General features: G+C 38.7%; 13 protein-coding genes, 1 pseudogene, 1 riboswitch and 1 other annotated feature. Of the genes and pseudogenes, 6 read left to right on the top strand and 8 right to left on the bottom strand.

What is annotated here, in order from left to right; all coding sequences use genetic code 11:
* Positions 1 to 44: 44 nt before the first annotated feature.
* Positions 45 to 2,462: a leucine--tRNA ligase gene (gene leuS, locus H131_RS16420; RefSeq protein WP_010860260.1), complete on the bottom strand. Its 2,418-nt coding sequence runs from the start codon at positions 2,460 to 2,462 to the stop codon at positions 45 to 47.
* A 92-nt stretch (positions 2,463 to 2,554) separates the two neighbouring features.
* Positions 2,555 to 2,768: a binding site (T-box leader), on the bottom strand.
* Positions 2,769 to 3,016: 248 nt separating this feature from the next.
* On the opposite strand from leuS, the gene H131_RS23885 reads away from it, so the two are divergent.
* Positions 3,017 to 3,580, top strand: coding sequence for a transposase (locus H131_RS23885; protein ID WP_010860261.1), 564 nt, complete (start codon positions 3,017 to 3,019; stop codon positions 3,578 to 3,580).
* Positions 3,581 to 3,647: 67 nt separating this feature from the next.
* On the opposite strand, the gene H131_RS16425 is transcribed toward H131_RS23885, so the two are convergent.
* The 3 genes from H131_RS16425 to H131_RS16435 all read right to left on the bottom strand — a co-directional run bounded on the left by H131_RS16425 (position 3,648) and on the right by H131_RS16435 (position 7,185).
* Entirely contained in the window at positions 3,648 to 5,369 is a 1,722-nt protein-coding gene (locus H131_RS16425; RefSeq protein WP_010860262.1) for a SulP family inorganic anion transporter, read from the bottom strand.
* A 107-nt stretch (positions 5,370 to 5,476) separates the two neighbouring features.
* Positions 5,477 to 5,824 carry an ArsR/SmtB family transcription factor gene (locus tag H131_RS16430; RefSeq protein WP_010860263.1) on the bottom strand — a complete coding sequence of 116 codons (348 nt, stop codon included), beginning with the start codon at positions 5,822 to 5,824 and terminating at the stop codon, positions 5,477 to 5,479.
* A gap of 182 nt (positions 5,825 to 6,006) precedes the next feature.
* Positions 6,007 to 7,185: an MDR family MFS transporter gene (locus H131_RS16435; protein WP_036130712.1), complete on the bottom strand. Its 1,179-nt coding sequence runs from the start codon at positions 7,183 to 7,185 to the stop codon at positions 6,007 to 6,009.
* A gap of 225 nt (positions 7,186 to 7,410) precedes the next feature.
* Between H131_RS16435 and mnmL the strand changes: the two genes are divergently transcribed.
* The 3 genes and pseudogenes from mnmL to H131_RS24600 all read left to right on the top strand — a co-directional run.
* Complete coding sequence (mnmL, locus tag H131_RS16440) at positions 7,411 to 8,367, top strand: tRNA modification radical SAM protein MnmL/YtqA (protein ID WP_010860265.1); 957 nt, start codon at positions 7,411 to 7,413, stop codon at positions 8,365 to 8,367.
* Complete coding sequence (gene mnmM / locus H131_RS16445) at positions 8,364 to 8,942, top strand: tRNA 5-(aminomethyl)-2-thiouridylate-methyltransferase MnmM (RefSeq protein WP_010860266.1); 579 nt, start codon at positions 8,364 to 8,366, stop codon at positions 8,940 to 8,942. The genes mnmL and mnmM overlap by 4 nt, the downstream gene beginning before the upstream one ends.
* Positions 8,943 to 9,173: 231 nt before the next feature.
* Positions 9,174 to 9,335 (top strand): annotated as a pseudogene (locus H131_RS24600) (transposase); the annotation flags it as partial.
* Positions 9,336 to 9,440: 105 nt separating this feature from the next.
* Here H131_RS24600 and H131_RS16450 read toward each other — a convergent pair.
* Positions 9,441 to 10,949 (bottom strand): alanine/glycine:cation symporter family protein, encoded by a 1,509-nt coding sequence (locus tag H131_RS16450; protein WP_036130715.1) that lies wholly within the window; start codon positions 10,947 to 10,949, stop codon positions 9,441 to 9,443.
* Positions 10,950 to 11,077: 128 nt separating this feature from the next.
* Positions 11,078 to 11,884 carry an alpha/beta hydrolase gene (locus H131_RS16455; protein WP_010860268.1) on the bottom strand — a complete coding sequence of 269 codons (807 nt, stop codon included), beginning with the start codon at positions 11,882 to 11,884 and terminating at the stop codon, positions 11,078 to 11,080.
* 134 nt (positions 11,885 to 12,018) lie between these two features.
* Here H131_RS16455 and H131_RS16460 point away from each other — a divergent pair, with 134 nt between their 5' ends.
* Positions 12,019 to 12,531: a gamma carbonic anhydrase gene (locus H131_RS16460; RefSeq protein ID WP_010860269.1), complete on the top strand. Its 513-nt coding sequence runs from the start codon at positions 12,019 to 12,021 to the stop codon at positions 12,529 to 12,531.
* Positions 12,532 to 12,633: 102 nt separating this feature from the next.
* Here H131_RS16460 and metK read toward each other — a convergent pair whose 3' ends face one another.
* Positions 12,634 to 13,830, bottom strand: coding sequence for a methionine adenosyltransferase (metK, locus tag H131_RS16465; RefSeq protein ID WP_010860270.1), 1,197 nt, complete (start codon positions 13,828 to 13,830; stop codon positions 12,634 to 12,636).
* Between the two features lie 256 nt (positions 13,831 to 14,086).
* A riboswitch (SAM riboswitch) is annotated at positions 14,087 to 14,205 on the bottom strand.
* A gap of 202 nt (positions 14,206 to 14,407) precedes the next feature.
* Between metK and pckA the strand changes: the two genes are divergently transcribed.
* Positions 14,408 to 15,994 (top strand): phosphoenolpyruvate carboxykinase (ATP), encoded by a 1,587-nt coding sequence (pckA, locus tag H131_RS16470; RefSeq protein ID WP_010860271.1) that lies wholly within the window; start codon positions 14,408 to 14,410, stop codon positions 15,992 to 15,994.
* 431 nt (positions 15,995 to 16,425) lie between these two features.
* On the opposite strand, the gene H131_RS16480 is transcribed toward pckA, so the two are convergent.
* Entirely contained in the window at positions 16,426 to 17,256 is an 831-nt protein-coding gene (locus tag H131_RS16480) for an alpha/beta hydrolase (RefSeq protein WP_036130722.1), read from the bottom strand.
* Between the last annotated feature and the right edge of the window lie 295 nt (positions 17,257 to 17,551).

A 17,551-nucleotide genomic window follows, 5' to 3' on the forward strand; every position in this document is an offset into this window, starting at 1 on the left:
AATACGCTTATCATAAGCATATTACTCGGATCTCCATAAATTCTTTATTTTACTACGATGTTCACAAGCTTACCTGGAATAACAATTACTTTTACTAAGTTTTTGCCTGCCATATATTCTTGTACTTTGTCGTCTGCTAGTGCTACTTTTTCAATCTCTTCTTTCGAAGCATCTTTTGATACAATAATTTTCGCACGCACTTTACCTGCTACTTGCACAGCTACTTCTACTTCGTCATCCACTAATTTTGATTCGTCGTATGCTGGCCATTCTTCGTACGAAATTGACCCTTCGTGTCCAAGCAATTGCCATAATTCTTCTGCAACGTGAGGAACGATTGGTGCAAGCAACTTCACAAAGCCTTCAACGTAAGCCATTGGCACTACATCTGCTTTATAGCAATCATTAATGTATACCATCATTTGTGAGATAGCTGTATTAAAGCGCATACCTTCGTAATCCTCTGTCACTTTTTTCACAGTTTGGTGGTATGACTTTTCAAGCGACTTATCATCAGAAACTTGAACCTTTGCGGCTAATGTTCCTTGTTCTTCATTCACAAATAGACGCCAAATGCGGTCTAAGAAACGACGAGCACCATCTAATCCATTCGTCGACCACGCAACAGAAGCCTCTAGAGGACCCATAAACATTTCATAAAGACGTAATGTATCTGCGCCGTGAGAAGCAATGATTTCATCTGGATTCACAACATTGCCTTTTGATTTAGACATTTTTTCGTTACCTTCACCAAGAATCATTCCTTGGTTGAATAACTTTTGGAATGGTTCTTTCGTGTGTACCACACCTAAATCGTATAGAACTTTATGCCAGAAGCGTGCGTATAGTAAATGCAGTACCGCATGTTCCGCTCCACCAACATAAATATCAACTGGTAACCAGCGCTTTAGTAACTCTGGGTCTGCAATTGCTTCTGTATTGTTCGGATCGATATAGCGAAGGAAATACCAACTTGAACCTGCCCATTGTGGCATTGTATTCGTTTCACGACGCCCCTTCTTACCTGTTTCAGGATCTACAACATTGACCCAATCTGAAATATTGGCCAGTGGTGATTCACCTGTACCAGAAGGACGAATATTTTCCGTTTTCGGTAGCACTAATGGTAATTCACATTCTGGTACTGGCGTCGTTGTACCATCTTCCCAATGAATCATTGGAATTGGCTCACCCCAATAACGCTGACGAGAGAATAACCAATCACGCAGACGATAAGAAATTTTCTTCTCACCCACACCTTTTTCCTCTAACCATTCGATTGCTTTGGCAATGGCCTCAACTTTATCAAGACCATCTAGGAAACCAGAGTTAATATGCTTACCGTCGCCAGTGAATGCTTCATTTTCGACGTCTCCACCTTCAAGCACTGCTTTGATGTCTAAACCAAATTCTTTGGCAAATTCATAGTCACGCTCATCATGTGCAGGAACCGCCATAATTGCACCTGTACCGTAAGTAGCAAGTACATAGTCTGCAATCCAAATTGGCATTTTATGACCGTTTACTGGGTTTACTGCATAAGCGCCAGTGAAAACACCTGTTTTTTCTTTCGCTAAATCTGTACGTTCAAGGTCAGATTTTAATTTTACTTTATCTAGATATGCTTCGACCGCTTCTTTTTGGTCAGCAGTTGTAATTTGTGCTACTAATTTATGTTCTGGTGCAAGTACTGCGTAAGTGGCACCGAATAATGTGTCTGGACGAGTTGTGAAGACTGTAAAGTTTTTGTCTGTCCCATCGATGTCAAATGTTACTTCTGCCCCTTCTGAACGACCAATCCAGTTGCGTTGCATATCTTTAATTGATTCTGGCCAGTCTACTTCTTCTAAGTCATCGATTAAGCGGTCTGCATAAGCAGTAATTTTTAGCATCCATTGCTTCATTGGACGACGTTCTACTGGATGACCACCGCGCTCTGATTTCCCATCAATGACTTCTTCGTTTGCAAGTACTGTGCCTAATGCTGGGCACCAGTTTACAGCTACTTCATCTATATACGCTAAACCTTTTTTGTAAAGTTGAATGAAAATCCATTGTGTCCATTTGTAGTATTCAGGATCCGTTGTGTTAATTTCTCGATCCCAGTCATAGCTAAAGCCTAATTCTTGGATTTGACGCTTGAATGTAGCAATATTTTTTGCAGTAAATTCAGCTGGGTCATTTCCTGTATCTAGTGCATATTGTTCTGCTGGCAATCCAAATGCATCCCAGCCCATAGGGTGTAGAACATTATAGCCTTGCATACGCTTGAAACGTGATAGGATATCTGTTGCTGTATAACCTTCTGGATGCCCTACATGAAGACCTGCGCCAGATGGATATGGGAACATGTCTAATGCATAAAATTTCGGTTTAACCGTTTCATTTTCTGTTTTAAATGTTTTGTTGTCAGCCCAATATTGCTGCCATTTTTTTTCGACTTGTTGATGAATAAAAGTCACGTAAATTCCTCCTTATATATGTGCATTGTTTACTTACTGTTAGAATTGACAAAATATTTAAAAAATAAAAAAACTCGCCCCTTCCTTTGTTAGAAAGGGACGAGAGAGTTCTTTATCTCCCGCGGTACCACCCAAATTAGTGATCACACTCGGCTCAAGCTTCCTTAACGCGGAAGGAACGGCGCACGTGGATTTCACGCGAGCAGACTCAGCAGGCGAGTTCAATTTTCTTTCTTGCTAGCTTCCACCAACCGCTAGCTCTCTAAAAAGAAAAACAAATTTACTATTCCTCATCACTGTCTTTACATGTATTGCATTTATTCTAATGGAAAGTTCTGAAAAGCACAAGTGCCTTTTTGGTGCCTGGCACGCACACAATTTACACACAATTAGCAAAAAAATTTTTCCAGGGCATTTTTCATAGGGATTTCACAAATTAACAATGTTTTTCGGTCATCAAAATGAAAATATTACTTATCTAAAGATATCTGCATATTTGACGCGCTTTGTAATCATTTTTATGCTAAAGAAAAATACTTAGAAGGGAAGGTCTTATGGCTAGAAAAAAACGTCAGTGGTCACCACATCATTACAATCATGTAGTGATGCGTGGCAACAATCGCCAAACTATTTTTAACAACGCTGCTGATTACCAAGCGTTTTTTCGTGTACTGCAATATGCCCATCAAAAATATCCATTTAGCATCGTCGCTTATTGCATTATGACTAACCACTATCATTTACTTATTCGTTCACCTGAAGTGCCACTAGGAAAAGTGATGGCTATCATCAATCGTCGATACAGTGATTACTTCAATAAAAAATATCAATATACAGGTCAGCTTTACGAACGGCGATATTTCGCAGAGCTTGTTCCCTCTCCTATAGGCTTGCTCACCGTAAGTCGCTACATCCATCGCAATCCCATCACAACAAAGACACCCATTGTTGAAAAAATGGAGTACTATCCATACAGTTCCTATCACCACTATAAGCACAATAAACCGTCACCCTACTCATTTCTTGATACAACCTTACTAAGAACCTATTTGCCTCAAAGCTCACAGTCCTATTGCCAGTATTGTGAGAAAGAACAAATCGAGCAATTGTTGCACTGAACATAAAAAGCTCCGTACGAGGATTTCCATCATACGGAGCTTTTTGAATTGTAGTAAATTGTCAGAATTATGTGCGTGCCAGGCACTTCTCAGCACATTCACGAAATGCAAAATGCTTGCACCCTATACATTTATTTTCATCCAAATAACATAGGGCTTGGTTAATGGCTACCCCTGTATGTGGATAGAAATTTTCTTCACCAATTTTTTCATACAGGCCATTTCGCTGAAGTGCCACTTTCAATTCCTCTTGCACACCCGTGACTAAAACAGTGCCACCTTGCTTTGTGAAACTTTCCACTATATTGCTAAAATATGATTCACCTGTAGAATCCATAAAGGGCACTTTACTCATACGTAAGATTAAAACTTTTGGCTGACCATGAATGTCATGTGAAATCGTTTGCTCAAAAGTTTGAGCGGCTCCAAAAAATAATGGACCTTCAATTGTATATATACTAATTTGCGGACAATCATGTTGTTCATTAACAACATTTGGTTGCACCTTGCCACTCGATGTCGAATGATCGGGTAAAACCTTTGATACAACAAGCTTCTCGCTCATACGTTTTGCAAATAATACGACTGCCAAAACAAGACCCACTTCAACTGCTAGTGTCAAACTCGTAAAAACAGTTAGTAAGAATGTAATGATTAGGACAAGTGAGTCGCCCGATTTCAGTTTTACAATATGTGCAAAATGTTTTTGTTCACTCATATTCCAAGCAACAACCATTAAAACAGGTGCCATACTTGCCAATGGAATATGCGAGGCATAAGGGGCTAATAACAATAAAGTCACTAATACAAACACACCGTGAATAATACCCGACACTGGTGATGCTGCACCCGTTTTAATATTGGTAGCTGTACGAGCAATTGCGCCAGTTGCAGGAATACCTCCAAACAAAGGCGTCACAATATTAGCAATCCCTTGTCCAACGAGCTCCCGATTGCTATTATGTTTGCTATTTGTCATACCGTCCGCTACTACTGCTGATAATAGTGATTCAATCCCCCCGAGCATGGCAATGACAAATGCTGGGCCTATTAATAATTGAATACGCTCAAATGTAATTTCAGGAATTGAAAAATTCGGTAAGGTATTCGGTATTTGACCATAAGCTGTGGCAATTGTGGCAACTTGACCTGAGAAAAAAAACGTTGCGATAACTGTAGAAACAACAATTCCAGCCAAAGCTCCTGGTACCTTTGGTAAAATCTTTGGTGTTACGAGAATTATCAAGAGACAAATGATGGCTACTAAAATACTATTAAAATTCGTAGTGCCCAGATGTATGACAAGTTCTTTAATGTTAGCTATAAAATATTCGTGCCGTTCAATACCCGTGAGTCCTAAAAAATTTGCAATTTGACCTGTAAAGATAATTACTGCAATGCCAGCAGTGAACCCTATTGTTACAGGACGCGGAATATATTTTATTAGCGAGCCTAACTTAAAAATCCCCATTAAACATAATATGACACCGGCCATCAATCCAGCTATTAATAGATTTTCATAGCCATAGGTCAGAACAATCCCTAAAAGAATAGGGACAAAAGCGCCTGTAGGTCCACCTATTTGATATTTCGAACCACCAAATATCGATATGAGTATCCCTGCAATACATGCCGTATAAATTCCATACTCCGGCTTTACACCAGAGGCAATAGCAAACGACATCGCCAGAGGTATGGCAACAATACCGACAATAATACCTGACAGTAAATCTTTTTTAAAAAGACTAACAGAATATCCTTCAAGTCGCCCTGTAAACAGTGACTTCATAGTAAATCTTCCCTTCGAAATAATAAATTTCATCGAATCAAGTTAGCAAGATATACCTTTACTTTAATTTCAGGATACTTTCTAAGTCGAAAATAGATATACATCTCTTATTTAATGTCATCGTTATTTTCACTGACGGTCATTTCTTCTAATCTTGAAATTGTATTGATTAAATGATTGTTAAAAATTTTCTTTGCAACGTCTAGTAATTCAATAATCATTGGATCACTCAAAGAATAGTAAACTTTTTTGCCCTCTTTCATGCCATATACAATATTCTTCGACCGTAAGACACTCAGCTGCTGGGAAACGGCTGAGCCTTCTTTCTCAAGACAGCTTTGAATCTCATTCACACTTTTCTTACCATCAACCAATAATTCAAGAATTCTTATGCGTAATGGATGTGCTAAAGCTTTAAAGAAATCAGCTTTAAATTGTTGTAAGCCTTCTTCCACGTAGATCCCCCCATTATGACTGTACTTTGCGACTAGGCTTTTTACGTTTACATATTCAAATATTTGAATATGTATGATTGTAATCTTTAACCCAATCAATTTCAACTACAAAATAAAAAAAACGAACAAAAAATCTGCTTCAGCACATTTTTCATTCGTTTTAAATCCATTTTCTGTATTTATTAATCTATTATCAAATTATCTCTTTTTAACGGACGATCATACAAGAGGCATGGAATAATGGCAATTAAAACAATGAAGACTAATATTGATACGAGTGCAATCATGCCGAACTGATCAACCATAATGCCACCGAATAAAGGTCCAATCATACGACCGCCAGTTGCTGCACTATTCATAATTCCCTGATAGAAGCCTTGTCGCCCTTTTGGTGCAAGCTGGTTAGCAATAGTCGGTAAGGCTGGTGTATAGAACATTTCACCGAATGTTAATACAACCATTGCCGCAGCAAACATTTTAAAGTCACTGGCAAATGCAATAATTCCAAAAGAAATTGCGATAAGGATAACCCCAAATACTAGTTGTGTTTTTAACTTATCTTCCCAACGTTTTACCAGTGGCGCGATTAAAGGTTGCCCAATAACAATTAGTAAGCCATTAATTGTCCAAAGTAAACTATATTGCTTTAAACCAAGACCTAGATCCTGTGTATATGAAGAAATCGTCGCACTCCATTGAGAGTAGGCAAGCCAACATAACACGGATGATGAACTAAGTATTAATAATGCGTAGAATGGTGCTTTATTTGTTATTCGCTTACTTTCACTCACTACATTTTTAGGAGCAATGCTTCTCGCATCTAACCCTTTAAAAGTTACTAATGCTATAAAGAAGAACAAAATATACATCCCTAAATTCACCATAAACACATAGTCAAATCTATAATCAGCGACAATACCTGCGAGGGCAGGACCTACTGCCACACCTAAATTTTGTGCTAAGTAGATTGAATTAAACGCCTTACGACCTCCCTCGGGCCAAGCCGCTCCTGCTAATGCGAACATCCCCGGAAATACAATACCACCGCTAAAACCAAGAATCGTTAAGAACCACACATAATGCGGCCATCCATGCCAAATGGTTAGACCAATTAGGGAAATAATCGTCAACACAATGCCTAACATAATTGACTTATAGCCACCTATTCTATCAAATAAGTAACCGCCTAGTAGATTGCCTAACACACCAGCAGCTGAATTCAACATCAAAACAAAGCCAGCCATGGCAAGAGACTTTCCTAAATAATCATGCATATATATGGCATTTAAAGGCCATAAAAAAGAGTTGCCCGTTGTGTTCACAAGCATCCCGATAATTAAAAACCAAACCCTTTTTGGCATATCATGACCTCCATTATTTCGCTACTCTAAATAGTTAGTTTATGCTGAAAAATGAAATTGTACAAGGAAAATAAATTTACCTCGCCTTCATAAAGTGAAACTTCATCATTGGGGGTTTGCTTCATTTTAAAACAGTCTTAGCAACCGTTAGTACGGGATACAATCATTACTTCATGACGGAAACGTGCACACGTGATAAAATATACTGTTAGAGGAGTGAAATACATGACAGAAACAAACTTTCCTTTTCCTTCTGAGGGGAAAAGATACTATACATGGAATCGCTATTTACGTGATCAGTTTGGCCACAAAGTTTTTAAAGTAGCGCTTGATGCAGGTTTTGACTGTCCAAACCGTGACGGCACAGTAGCATTTGGTGGCTGTACATTTTGTAGTGCTGCAGGTTCAGGTGACTTTGCAGGAAACAAAGTGGATCCAATCGATGTACAATTTGCTGAAATTCGAGACAAAATGCATCAAAAATGGAAGGATGGTCAGTACATGGCTTACTTCCAAGCCTACACAAATACCCATGCCCCCCTTCCTGTATTAAAAGAGAAATTTGAAGCTGCATTAGCACAAGAAGGCGTAGTTGGGCTATCGATTGCGACACGCCCAGACTGCCTGCCAGATGATGTGGTTGAATATTTAGCAGAGCTAAACGAACGTACGTATTTATGGATTGAACTTGGCCTTCAAACTGTGCACGAAAAAACAGCAAACCTTATTAACCGCGCCCATGATTATGCCACATATGTAGAGGGTGTAGAAAAGCTTCGTAAATATGGTATTCGTGTTTGCTCCCATATTATTAACGGACTTCCTCTTGAGGACTATGACATGATGATGGAGACCGCTCGTGAAGTGGCAAAGCTCGATGTCCAAGGCATTAAAATTCATTTACTGCATTTATTAAAGGGTACGCCGATGGTGAAACAATATGAAAAAGGAATGCTAGAATTTTTAGATCAGGATGTTTATACGAAGCTAGTAGCAGATCAGTTAGAACTTTTGCCACCAAACATGGTGATACATCGCATAACAGGTGATGGACCGATTGATTTAATGATTGGACCAATGTGGAGTGTTAATAAATGGGAAGTATTAAATGGCATTGATGCAGAGCTAGAGAGACGTGGAAGCTGGCAAGGAAAGTTTTTTAAGGCTGAGGTTACAAAATGAAGCTACAACGTGTTTTACAATATGCCCAGCAGCTATTAACAGAAGCTATTGAAGATGGTGATACTGTTGTGGACGCAACTGCTGGTAACGGACATGATACTTTATTTTTAGCGCAACTCGTAGGTGATGACGGACAAGTATTTGCCTTTGATGTGCAAAAAAGCGCTGTCGATGCAACACTCCATCGGCTTCTAGACAATGCGTTAGAACACCGCGCCCTTGTTTTACACACTGGACATGAACACGTAGCAAAACATGTTCAAAAACCAGTTGCCGCCGCTATTTTTAATCTTGGCTATTTACCTGGCAGTGATCACGACATCATTACAAAACCTAATACAACAATCTTAGCGCTTACAGATTTACTTCAACTACTTAAAATTGGCGGTCTTATCGTCCTTGTCGTTTACCATGGTCATCCTGGTGGCAAGGAAGAACGCAATGCCGTTATGGATTACGTCAGTCATTTACCGCAAAAATATGTACATGTGTTAAAATACGAATTTCTAAACCAACAAAATGATCCACCCTTTATCATTGCAATAGAAAAAATGAAAGAGCTACCTGCCGAATAAAAAACATACTAACATTAGTAGTACAAACCAAGGCCATGGTTTGTGCTACTATTTTTTTATAGTAGAAGTGAAGAAAAGCCGACCAGCCTCTGGGACCATTTATGAGTCCGTATATAAAACCGGCTAACTTCATGCCCTTATATGAATCAGTTTAGTATGTTGGGTCCAAGAGATCGTGTATAAGAAAGTGGAATCGATAAGGTACTGTGAAGGCTTCTATGATTGGTCATGATTTACCGTCATCGCAAAGTTGACGTGGAGCCGGTTTTCGGATTCTTGAAAGCTAATTAAGGTTTCACACGATTTTCTGTCCGTGGAAAATCGAAAGTTGAGAACGAAATCGGCCTTGCATTAATGGCCGTAAATATAAGAAAATATGCGGTACGAGGATAATCCTCCACTACATATTGTCAAAATCAAACGCAAAAATCGAGATTGCTTCATGCAATCTCGATTTTTTACGTGACTGAAACTATTTATGTCCCAGCCTCGTTTTTATTATTTATTTTTACGTTTTTCATTGTAGTCTATCCAGAAATCTGCACCTTTTATACCTAGTTTACGAGGATCGAAGACAGGGTCTTTTCCTTCTTTTTTCTGTTTCTCATAATCTTTTAATGCGACAATAGCAGGTTTCATAATGATTAAAATGGCAATAACGTTAACCCACACCATTAAACCTAAACCAACATCCCCCATAGCCCACGCAAGATCGGATGTACGAACAGTACCATAGAAAGCTGCTACTAAAATCGCAAGTTTAGCTAACCAAATAAAAATCTTTTCAGTTTTCCCCTTGAATAAGTAGGCCACATTTGTTTCTGCAATATAGTAATAAGCCATAATTGTCGTAAATGCAAAGAAGAATAAAGCAATCGCTACGAACGGTGCTCCAAAACCTGGTAGTGAGGATTCAACCGCGTATTGTGTATATGCAGCACCTTCTTTAATACTTTTCGCAAACGTCATTTGTTCTTCTCCAGATAGACCATTTTGATTGAATTCACCAATATGAATATACGGATCAGTACCTTCAGCAGCCTTTTCATCTTGTACATTATACATACCAGTAAATAAAATCATAAATGCAGTAGCCGAACAAATTAGTAATGTATCAATGTACACAGAAGCCGCTTGCACGATACCTTGTTTAGCAGGGTGTGAAACTTCTGCTGCAGCTGCTGGATGCGCTCCAGTCCCCTGACCAGCTTCATTTGAATAAATACCACGTTTAACGCCCCAAGCAATAGCTGAGCCAATAATTCCACCAAAGACTTCCTGAGCACCAAAAGCACTTGAGAAAATTAATGCAAATACAGTAGGCACTTCTGAAATATTCATAACAATAATGATGATGGCCATAATAATATAAGCTAACGCCATAAATGGTACTATTACTTGCGCAGCATTTGCAATCGATTTAACACCACCGATAATAATTGCACCTAATAACACAACGATAATAAGTCCAGTAATCCATGTTTCTATGCCAAATGCGTTTTCAACAGCACCAGCAATCGCATTTGATTGCACACCTGGCATTAATATTAACATTGCGATTAATGCAGCAATCGCAAAAATAATGGCAAACCATTTTTGGCCCATTCCTTTTTCAATATAAAAGGCTGGCCCTCCACGATATTCCGTTTCTTTCTCTTCTTTATAAATCTGAGCCAATGTCGACTCAACATATGCAGTGGCAGCACCGATGAAAGCAATTGCCCACATCCAAAATACTGCTCCAGGTCCCCCCATCCCGATTGCCGTAGCAGTACCGGCAATATTACCTGTACCTACACGACCTGATAATGCAATTGACATTGCCTGGAAAGATGATATCCCTTTATCAGACTTTTCTCCTTTAAACATTAAGACAAACATATCTTTAATGTGACGAACTTGTAGGAACCGCGTAATAATTGAGAAAAATAGTCCGATTAACAAAATACCATAAATAAACCATGGTCCCCATAGAATATCATTGAGTTTTCCAACAATTGCTTCCATTAAATCCCCCCAAATTTTGAATGTCCTTTCATTTAGACATTATAGTATTACACTTTTCAGAAAATTACAACATTATATTCAAGTAACTATAGTCTAAAGAACCATTACTCTTTTTAGAGGGAACTCATCTATTCAATTATATAACCAATTCTACGAAGAGCATTATTAACAAAATCGCGTATATAGACAAATATCTCTTCACGTTCTACCTCGTGAAATAAATTATGATAGCATTTGTCCCATTCTTTAAATTGAAATTCGGTGAATTCCTGCTGATGTAACCAGTTACGCGTCTGTCTCGTTTCAGTAATGCCATCCTTTTCTCCAGTCATTATAAGCATGGGCATATTCGGAAATTCCGCCTTAGACATCATGACCAAATTACGCATCATTTGTTGTAGCTCACGATACCATTTAACCGATACGACTGATTTAAACGGAAAATCATCTTTCATCTCATTTCTACCTTCAACATTACGGGTCAATTTATCAAATGTAATATCGTGTGTCATTTTGACATTTGCCGTTAAAGCACTTAGACTTGTTAAAGCATTTGGCAGTTTTCCAGGCAATAGCTTCAAATTCAGCCATGGTGAAGTTAAAATAATGCCTGCGCATTCGTATTTTCTTTTGTACATTGTATGTAATACTAATGTCGCACCTAATCCATGCCCTATTAAAAATACTGGTAAATTATATGAAAAAGCATTTTCAATTACATTTCTTGTATATTTATTATATTCTTTAAAGTCTTCATCATGGACTCGTGATTGCTTTGATTTTGTTCCATGATTTGGTAAATCCCCCATGACTACGTGGAAGCCTTCCATTCTAAGTTTTTCAATAAGCCATGCATACCAGCGATGATTTTCATAAGCACCATGAAGAATAGCAATCACAGCTTTCGCATGTCCATCAGCTTCCCATTTCCACATTCACATAGTCCTCCTAAAAAATAGTTACACAATGATTATAACTAAGTATTTTGCACATTTTAATTTTATATTTCCAATAAGTTGCGTATTTGATACGATAATATTACATCAAAGAAAGAAAAGAGGCGATTTCTATGATCTATCCATTTAAAGATAAAACACCAATAATCGATCCATCTGTTTTTATTGCCGACTATGCGACCATTACGGGCGACGTTACAATAGGTGCTGAAACGACAATTTGGTTTAATACTGTTATTCGAGGTGATGTATCTCCTACAATTATTGGTAAACGTGTAAGTATTCAAGACCTTTGTTGCTTACATCAAAGTCCAAAATATCCTTTGATTATCGAAGATGAAGTAACAGTTGGGCACCAAGTCACTTTACATAGCTGTACGATTCGAAAAAACGCCTTGATTGGGATGGGCTCAATTATTTTAGATGGAGCAGAAATCGGAGAGGGTGCTTTTATTGGTGCAGGTAGTCTTGTACCTCCAGGTAAAGTCATTCCTCCTAATAGCTTAGCATTAGGACGTCCGGCAAAAGTTGTACGTGAATTAAACGCCGAAGATATAGAAGATATGGAACGCATCGTGCGAGAATACGCAGAAAAAGGACAGTATTACAAATCCTTGCAAAAATGACTTCTAATGAAAAAGAAAGGGTCTAAGAATATTCTTAGTCCCCTTTCATGTAACGAAAGTGTATCTTTATGAAAACATAACTAGGCATTTTTGAAAAGCGACTTATAGACTAGCTTTTTCTTTTAATGCGCCAGCCTTATCTGTGTTTTCCCAAGGCACGTTTAAATCTGTTCGACCAAAGTGACCGTAGGCTGCTGTTTGTTTGTAAATTGGGCGACGTAAGTCAAGCATTTTAATGATACCAGCTGGACGTAAATCAAATAACTCACGTACCCATTTAACGATTTCGCTTTCTTTTACTTTCCCCGTACCGAACGTGTCCACTGCGATGGATACTGGCTGTGCTACACCAATAGCATAGGCAAGCTGTACTTCAACACGCTCTGCTAAGCCGGCTGCAACAATATTTTTTGCAACGTAACGTGCAGCATATGCTGCTGAACGGTCCACTTTTGTAGCGTCTTTACCAGAAAATGCGCCACCTCCATGTCGCGCGTAGCCACCGTATGTATCAACGATGATTTTACGACCAGTAAGACCTGCATCACCTTTTGGTCCACCAATTACGAAGCGTCCTGTTGGGTTGATAAAATATTTTGTATTGGCATCTAGTAATTCACTTGGAACCACTGGCGCAATTACTAATGCTTTTAAATCAGCTTGAATTTGTTCAAGTGTCGCTTCTTCATCATGCTGCGTTGAAATAACAATGGTATCTACACGAACTGGAACATTATTTTCATCATATTCAATCGTCACTTGTGTTTTACCATCAGGACGTAAATATGCTAGTTCACCTGATTTACGAACTTCTGTTAAACGACGAGACAATTTATGCGCTAAACTAATAGGTAATGGCATAAGTTCAGGCGTTTCGTTACATGCGTAACCAAACATTAAGCCTTGGTCACCTGCTCCAATCGCTTCGATGTCTGCATCTGTCATAGAACCTTCACGTGCTTCTAATGCTTGGTCAACACCTAACGCTATATCAGGTGACTGCTCACCAATTGCTACTAGAACAGCTAAGTTTTCAGCATCAAAACCATATTTCCCACGTGTATAGCCGATCTCAGCGACTGTATCGCGGACAATACCTTTAATATCTACATAAGTAGAAGTAGTAATTTCTCCTGCTACTAGTACTAAGCCTGTTGTTACAGTTGTTTCACACGCTACACGTGCATTTGGATCTTCTGCTAAAATGGCATCTAAAATGGCATCCGAAATTTGATCACAAATTTTATCTGGATGTCCTTCTGTTACACTCTCTGATGTAAACAGTCGACGGTTTGTCATTTGGTTTTCCTCCTATTACTCTTACAAATAGTATTTGCGAAATTAATACGGTACTCATTACCCATGTCAAGTTCGCTCCTAAAGGATTGAACTCCAAGCCGTTGCTGCTTTTAACACGAGGATTTCGAAAGATCCGTCATTATAATAAGGAAAGAAGTGCACATACTTACCTTTATATTCATTTTTATCAATAAAAAAATCCTTTTCTCACGTGTACTTTACATGAGGAAAGGAATAATGACTTCGTAACCTTTCACTCTTATCGTTCAAGGGCTGTCCCCTTGCATCAGGTTGGCACCAACGCATGTCGTGAAATCGTTCATGCAGGTTGCCGGGTTTCACAGGGCCTGACCCTCCACCAGCTCGGGATAAGAGTATCCGTTCAATTTCTCATCTTACGTAAAAGGTCAATCGTTGTCAATCGTTTTATGTCGTTTTATTGAAAAGTAATAAAATCGCAAAAATAATTTCTGAATTAGTATAGATTATTTAAGCGAATGTGTTATACTATTTTTGAAATTAAGAAAAACTCCCTCAAACACAAGGGAATACTATAAAAAAGGATGGTATTTAATCGATGAATTCAGTAGAAATTTCAAACGAACTGAAGGAATTATTAAGCGGCGGGAACATTAACGTTCAACTTTCAGTACCACAATTAGTTGAAAAAGCTACATCTCGTGGTGAAGCAATGTTAACAGTAGATGGCGCAGTGCGTGCGGAAACTGGTAAATACACTGGTCGTTCACCTAAAGATAAATATATGGTAGAAGAAGCAGATACACAAGATAAAATTGATTGGGGAAAAGTAAACCAACCCATTTCGTCTGAAGTATTTGACAACTTATATGTAAAAGTAATCAAATATTTAAAAGAACGTGACGAATTATTCGTATTCAAAGGATTTGCTGGTGCTGACAAAGACTCTCAACTAGGCATCCAAGTAATTAATGAATACGCTTGGCACAATCTTTTCGGTCATCAATTATTTATCCGTCCAACAAAAGAAGAATTAGCTTCTCATGTTGCTGACTTCACAGTTATTTCAGCTCCTAACTTCAAAGCAGATCCTGCAGTCGATGGTACAGCTTCTGAAACTTTCATCATAGTCTCTCTAGAAAAGAAAATCATCCTTATCGGTGGTACTGAGTATGCTGGAGAAATGAAAAAATCTATTTTCGGTATTATGAACTACTTATTACCAGAACAAGGTATCCTGTCAATGCACTGTTCAGCAAACGTTGGTGAAGCTGGCGATGTAGCATTATTCTTTGGCTTATCTGGCACTGGTAAAACAACATTATCAGCTGATGCTGACCGCAAATTAATCGGTGACGATGAACATGGTTGGTCTGATAACGGCGTATTCAACATCGAAGGCGGTTGCTATGCAAAAACAATCAACCTTTCTGCTGAAAAAGAGCCAGAAATCTACAATGCAATTCGCTTCGGCTCCGTTTTAGAAAACGTAGCAGTTGATCCTGAGACTCGCGTATGTAATTATGATGACGGTTCTTTAACAGAAAATACTCGTGTTGCTTATCCAATCCAATACATCGAAAATATTGTTGATCCGTCTGTTGCAGGTCATCCAAAAACAATCGTCTTCTTAACAGCTGATGCATTTGGAGTATTACCTCCAATCAGTAAATTAACAAAAGAACAAGCAATGTATCACTTCCTAAGCGGTTTCACTTCAAAACTTGCTGGTACAGAACGTGGTGTAACAGAGCCAGAACCAGTATTCTCTACATGTTTTGGGTCTCCATTCCTACCACTTCCAGCAACTGTTTACGCTGAAATGCTAGGTCAAAAAATCGATGAGCACGGTGCACAAGTATTCTTAGTAAATACTGGTTGGACTGGTGGCGAATACGGTACTGGTAGTCGTATGAAGCTTTCTTACACTCGTACAATGGTACGTGCTGCAATCGATGGAAAATTAAACAACGTAGAAACAATTCAAGACGCTGTATTCGGCTTACACATTCCAACAGCTGTTGAAGGTGTACCAACAGAAGTGCTTAACCCACGTGATGCTTGGGCTGATAAAGCGGCTTATGATAAAAAAGCTACTGAACTTGCTGGTCTATTCAATGACAACTTCAAGAAATTTTCAAACGTATCTGAAGCCATCACAAAACTTGGTGGCCCATTAAAATAAGCTAAACGCCAAAAGGTTTCGGAAATGCTGGTCATTCCTGAAACCTTTTGATATTTTCTGTGATTTTCATTCAAATGGCGTGTACGTTTGTAAAGTCAGTGTCTCTTACGAGCACTGCATACACTGTTGCGTTTCTCGCCATGTCCAAGTAGCGAGTTTCTTCAAAATCATGGCAGCAAAAGATAAGAATGGTCACTTGATCAATCGTAATAATTCCAAATTGATTGGGTTCATTCTGTAAGTTTTTAGACATCATAGCACAACAATCCTTAATTCCGCAAAGAGAGGAAAAAGCTGCGAGACTCCTGCGGAACGGGCCAGCTAGACCCCGCACGAAGCGTAGCGAAGGAGGAGGCTAGCTGGTTCGTCCGCGGAAAACAAGTGACTTTTTCTGGACTTGAATATTCTTACTTCTATTGTAAAAGTTTTCTTTATAACGATCTTACAAATTCATAAATAGCCTGATTCATCTCTGGCTGTTGATCGCCTACCATGGAATAATGATTGCTAGACGTCACAAAAGTTTGTAAGTTTTTTGTATAATTTATTGTATCTCGAAATAGCGGCTCTGCGAACAATGCAGGCAAAGGGCCGATTGCTCCGGTCGCCATCACTAACAGTACAGGACAGGTAACTTTTTCTGCTACTGCTTTTGGATCGTATTCTACAAAGCATTCTATATCTTCATTAATATTTTGGACATGCATTCTACTCTTCCAAATGCCATCTGTCTCGATTACTTCATACATCACCGATTGTTCAATTTCTTCAGACCATGTGATACCTAACATTGTATATAATTGCTGCATTTCTAGTAAGTACTGTTCCTTGGACAAATATGTTTTTTCAAGTCTGCCAAGTGAAGGCTGAAGTACTGCACTCAGAGCCGGGTCGATTTGACATGCCCCGTCTAAGTAAACCGCTCCTTTGACATGCGGATGTTCACTAGCAATAATCGACGTGATAAATGCACCCATGGAATGACCAATAAGTATGGGCTCATCGATTGCTAGATTTTCAAGTAATATTGCTACATCTTTTGCATGTTGCAGTACAGAACTCGTTTCGGATGGGTCACTTTCTCCTCGCCCTGCCAGATCCACAGATACCGTTTTAAAGTCAGCTTTTAACAACTGGACTAAATGATAAAAATTGTGTTGCTGTCCAGTTAAGCCATGTAAAAACACAATGGTATTATCTCCTTGCCCATCAAGTGTAACAGCTAAATTTCTCCCACCTACATCCACAAGTAATTGCTCCATTCCTTCACCCCTTCTAATAATAGAAAATTCTAACAAATTAATGATAGCATGAGAGAAAACTAAATAAAAATCATAAGCTAAAAATCTTTCTTTGCACTCGCTTCACATGTGTCAAATCAATAAAGATATGGACAGCGGCGTAATAATCCTTTACCCAAATAATTTATAGACGTACATTAGTTGATTGGATCGCTGGCGGCGACTTCTGCGGGAAAAGCTTGAGCGAAAAGCATTCTCCGTAGCGGAAATCAACGTGTTCATATAGTACTGTAAACAAACTCAATTTTTTGAGTTT

The sequence above is a fragment of the Lysinibacillus sphaericus OT4b.31 genome (assembly GCF_000392615.1).
GTDB classification, from domain to species: domain Bacteria; phylum Bacillota; class Bacilli; order Bacillales_A; family Planococcaceae; genus Lysinibacillus; species Lysinibacillus sphaericus_B.

Excerpts from the sequence above, each read along its gene's own strand:
- H131_RS23885 (WP_010860261.1), top strand. The coding sequence starts at position 3,017 with ATGGCTAGAAAAAAACGTCAGTGGTCACCACATCATTACAATCATGTA.
- H131_RS16425 (WP_010860262.1), bottom strand. The coding sequence starts at position 5,369 with ATGAAGTCACTGTTTACAGGGCGACTTGAAGGATATTCTGTTAGTCTT.
- H131_RS16435 (WP_036130712.1), bottom strand. The coding sequence starts at position 7,185 with ATGCCAAAAAGGGTTTGGTTTTTAATTATCGGGATGCTTGTGAACACA.
- mnmL (WP_010860265.1), top strand. The coding sequence starts at position 7,411 with ATGACAGAAACAAACTTTCCTTTTCCTTCTGAGGGGAAAAGATACTAT.
- mnmM (WP_010860266.1), top strand. The coding sequence starts at position 8,364 with ATGAAGCTACAACGTGTTTTACAATATGCCCAGCAGCTATTAACAGAA.
- H131_RS16450 (WP_036130715.1), bottom strand. The coding sequence starts at position 10,949 with ATGGAAGCAATTGTTGGAAAACTCAATGATATTCTATGGGGACCATGG.
- H131_RS16455 (WP_010860268.1), bottom strand. The coding sequence starts at position 11,884 with ATGTGGAAATGGGAAGCTGATGGACATGCGAAAGCTGTGATTGCTATT.
- H131_RS16460 (WP_010860269.1), top strand. The coding sequence starts at position 12,019 with ATGATCTATCCATTTAAAGATAAAACACCAATAATCGATCCATCTGTT.
- metK (WP_010860270.1), bottom strand. The coding sequence starts at position 13,830 with ATGACAAACCGTCGACTGTTTACATCAGAGAGTGTAACAGAAGGACAT.
- pckA (WP_010860271.1), top strand. The coding sequence starts at position 14,408 with ATGAATTCAGTAGAAATTTCAAACGAACTGAAGGAATTATTAAGCGGC.
- H131_RS16480 (WP_036130722.1), bottom strand. The coding sequence starts at position 17,256 with ATGGAGCAATTACTTGTGGATGTAGGTGGGAGAAATTTAGCTGTTACA.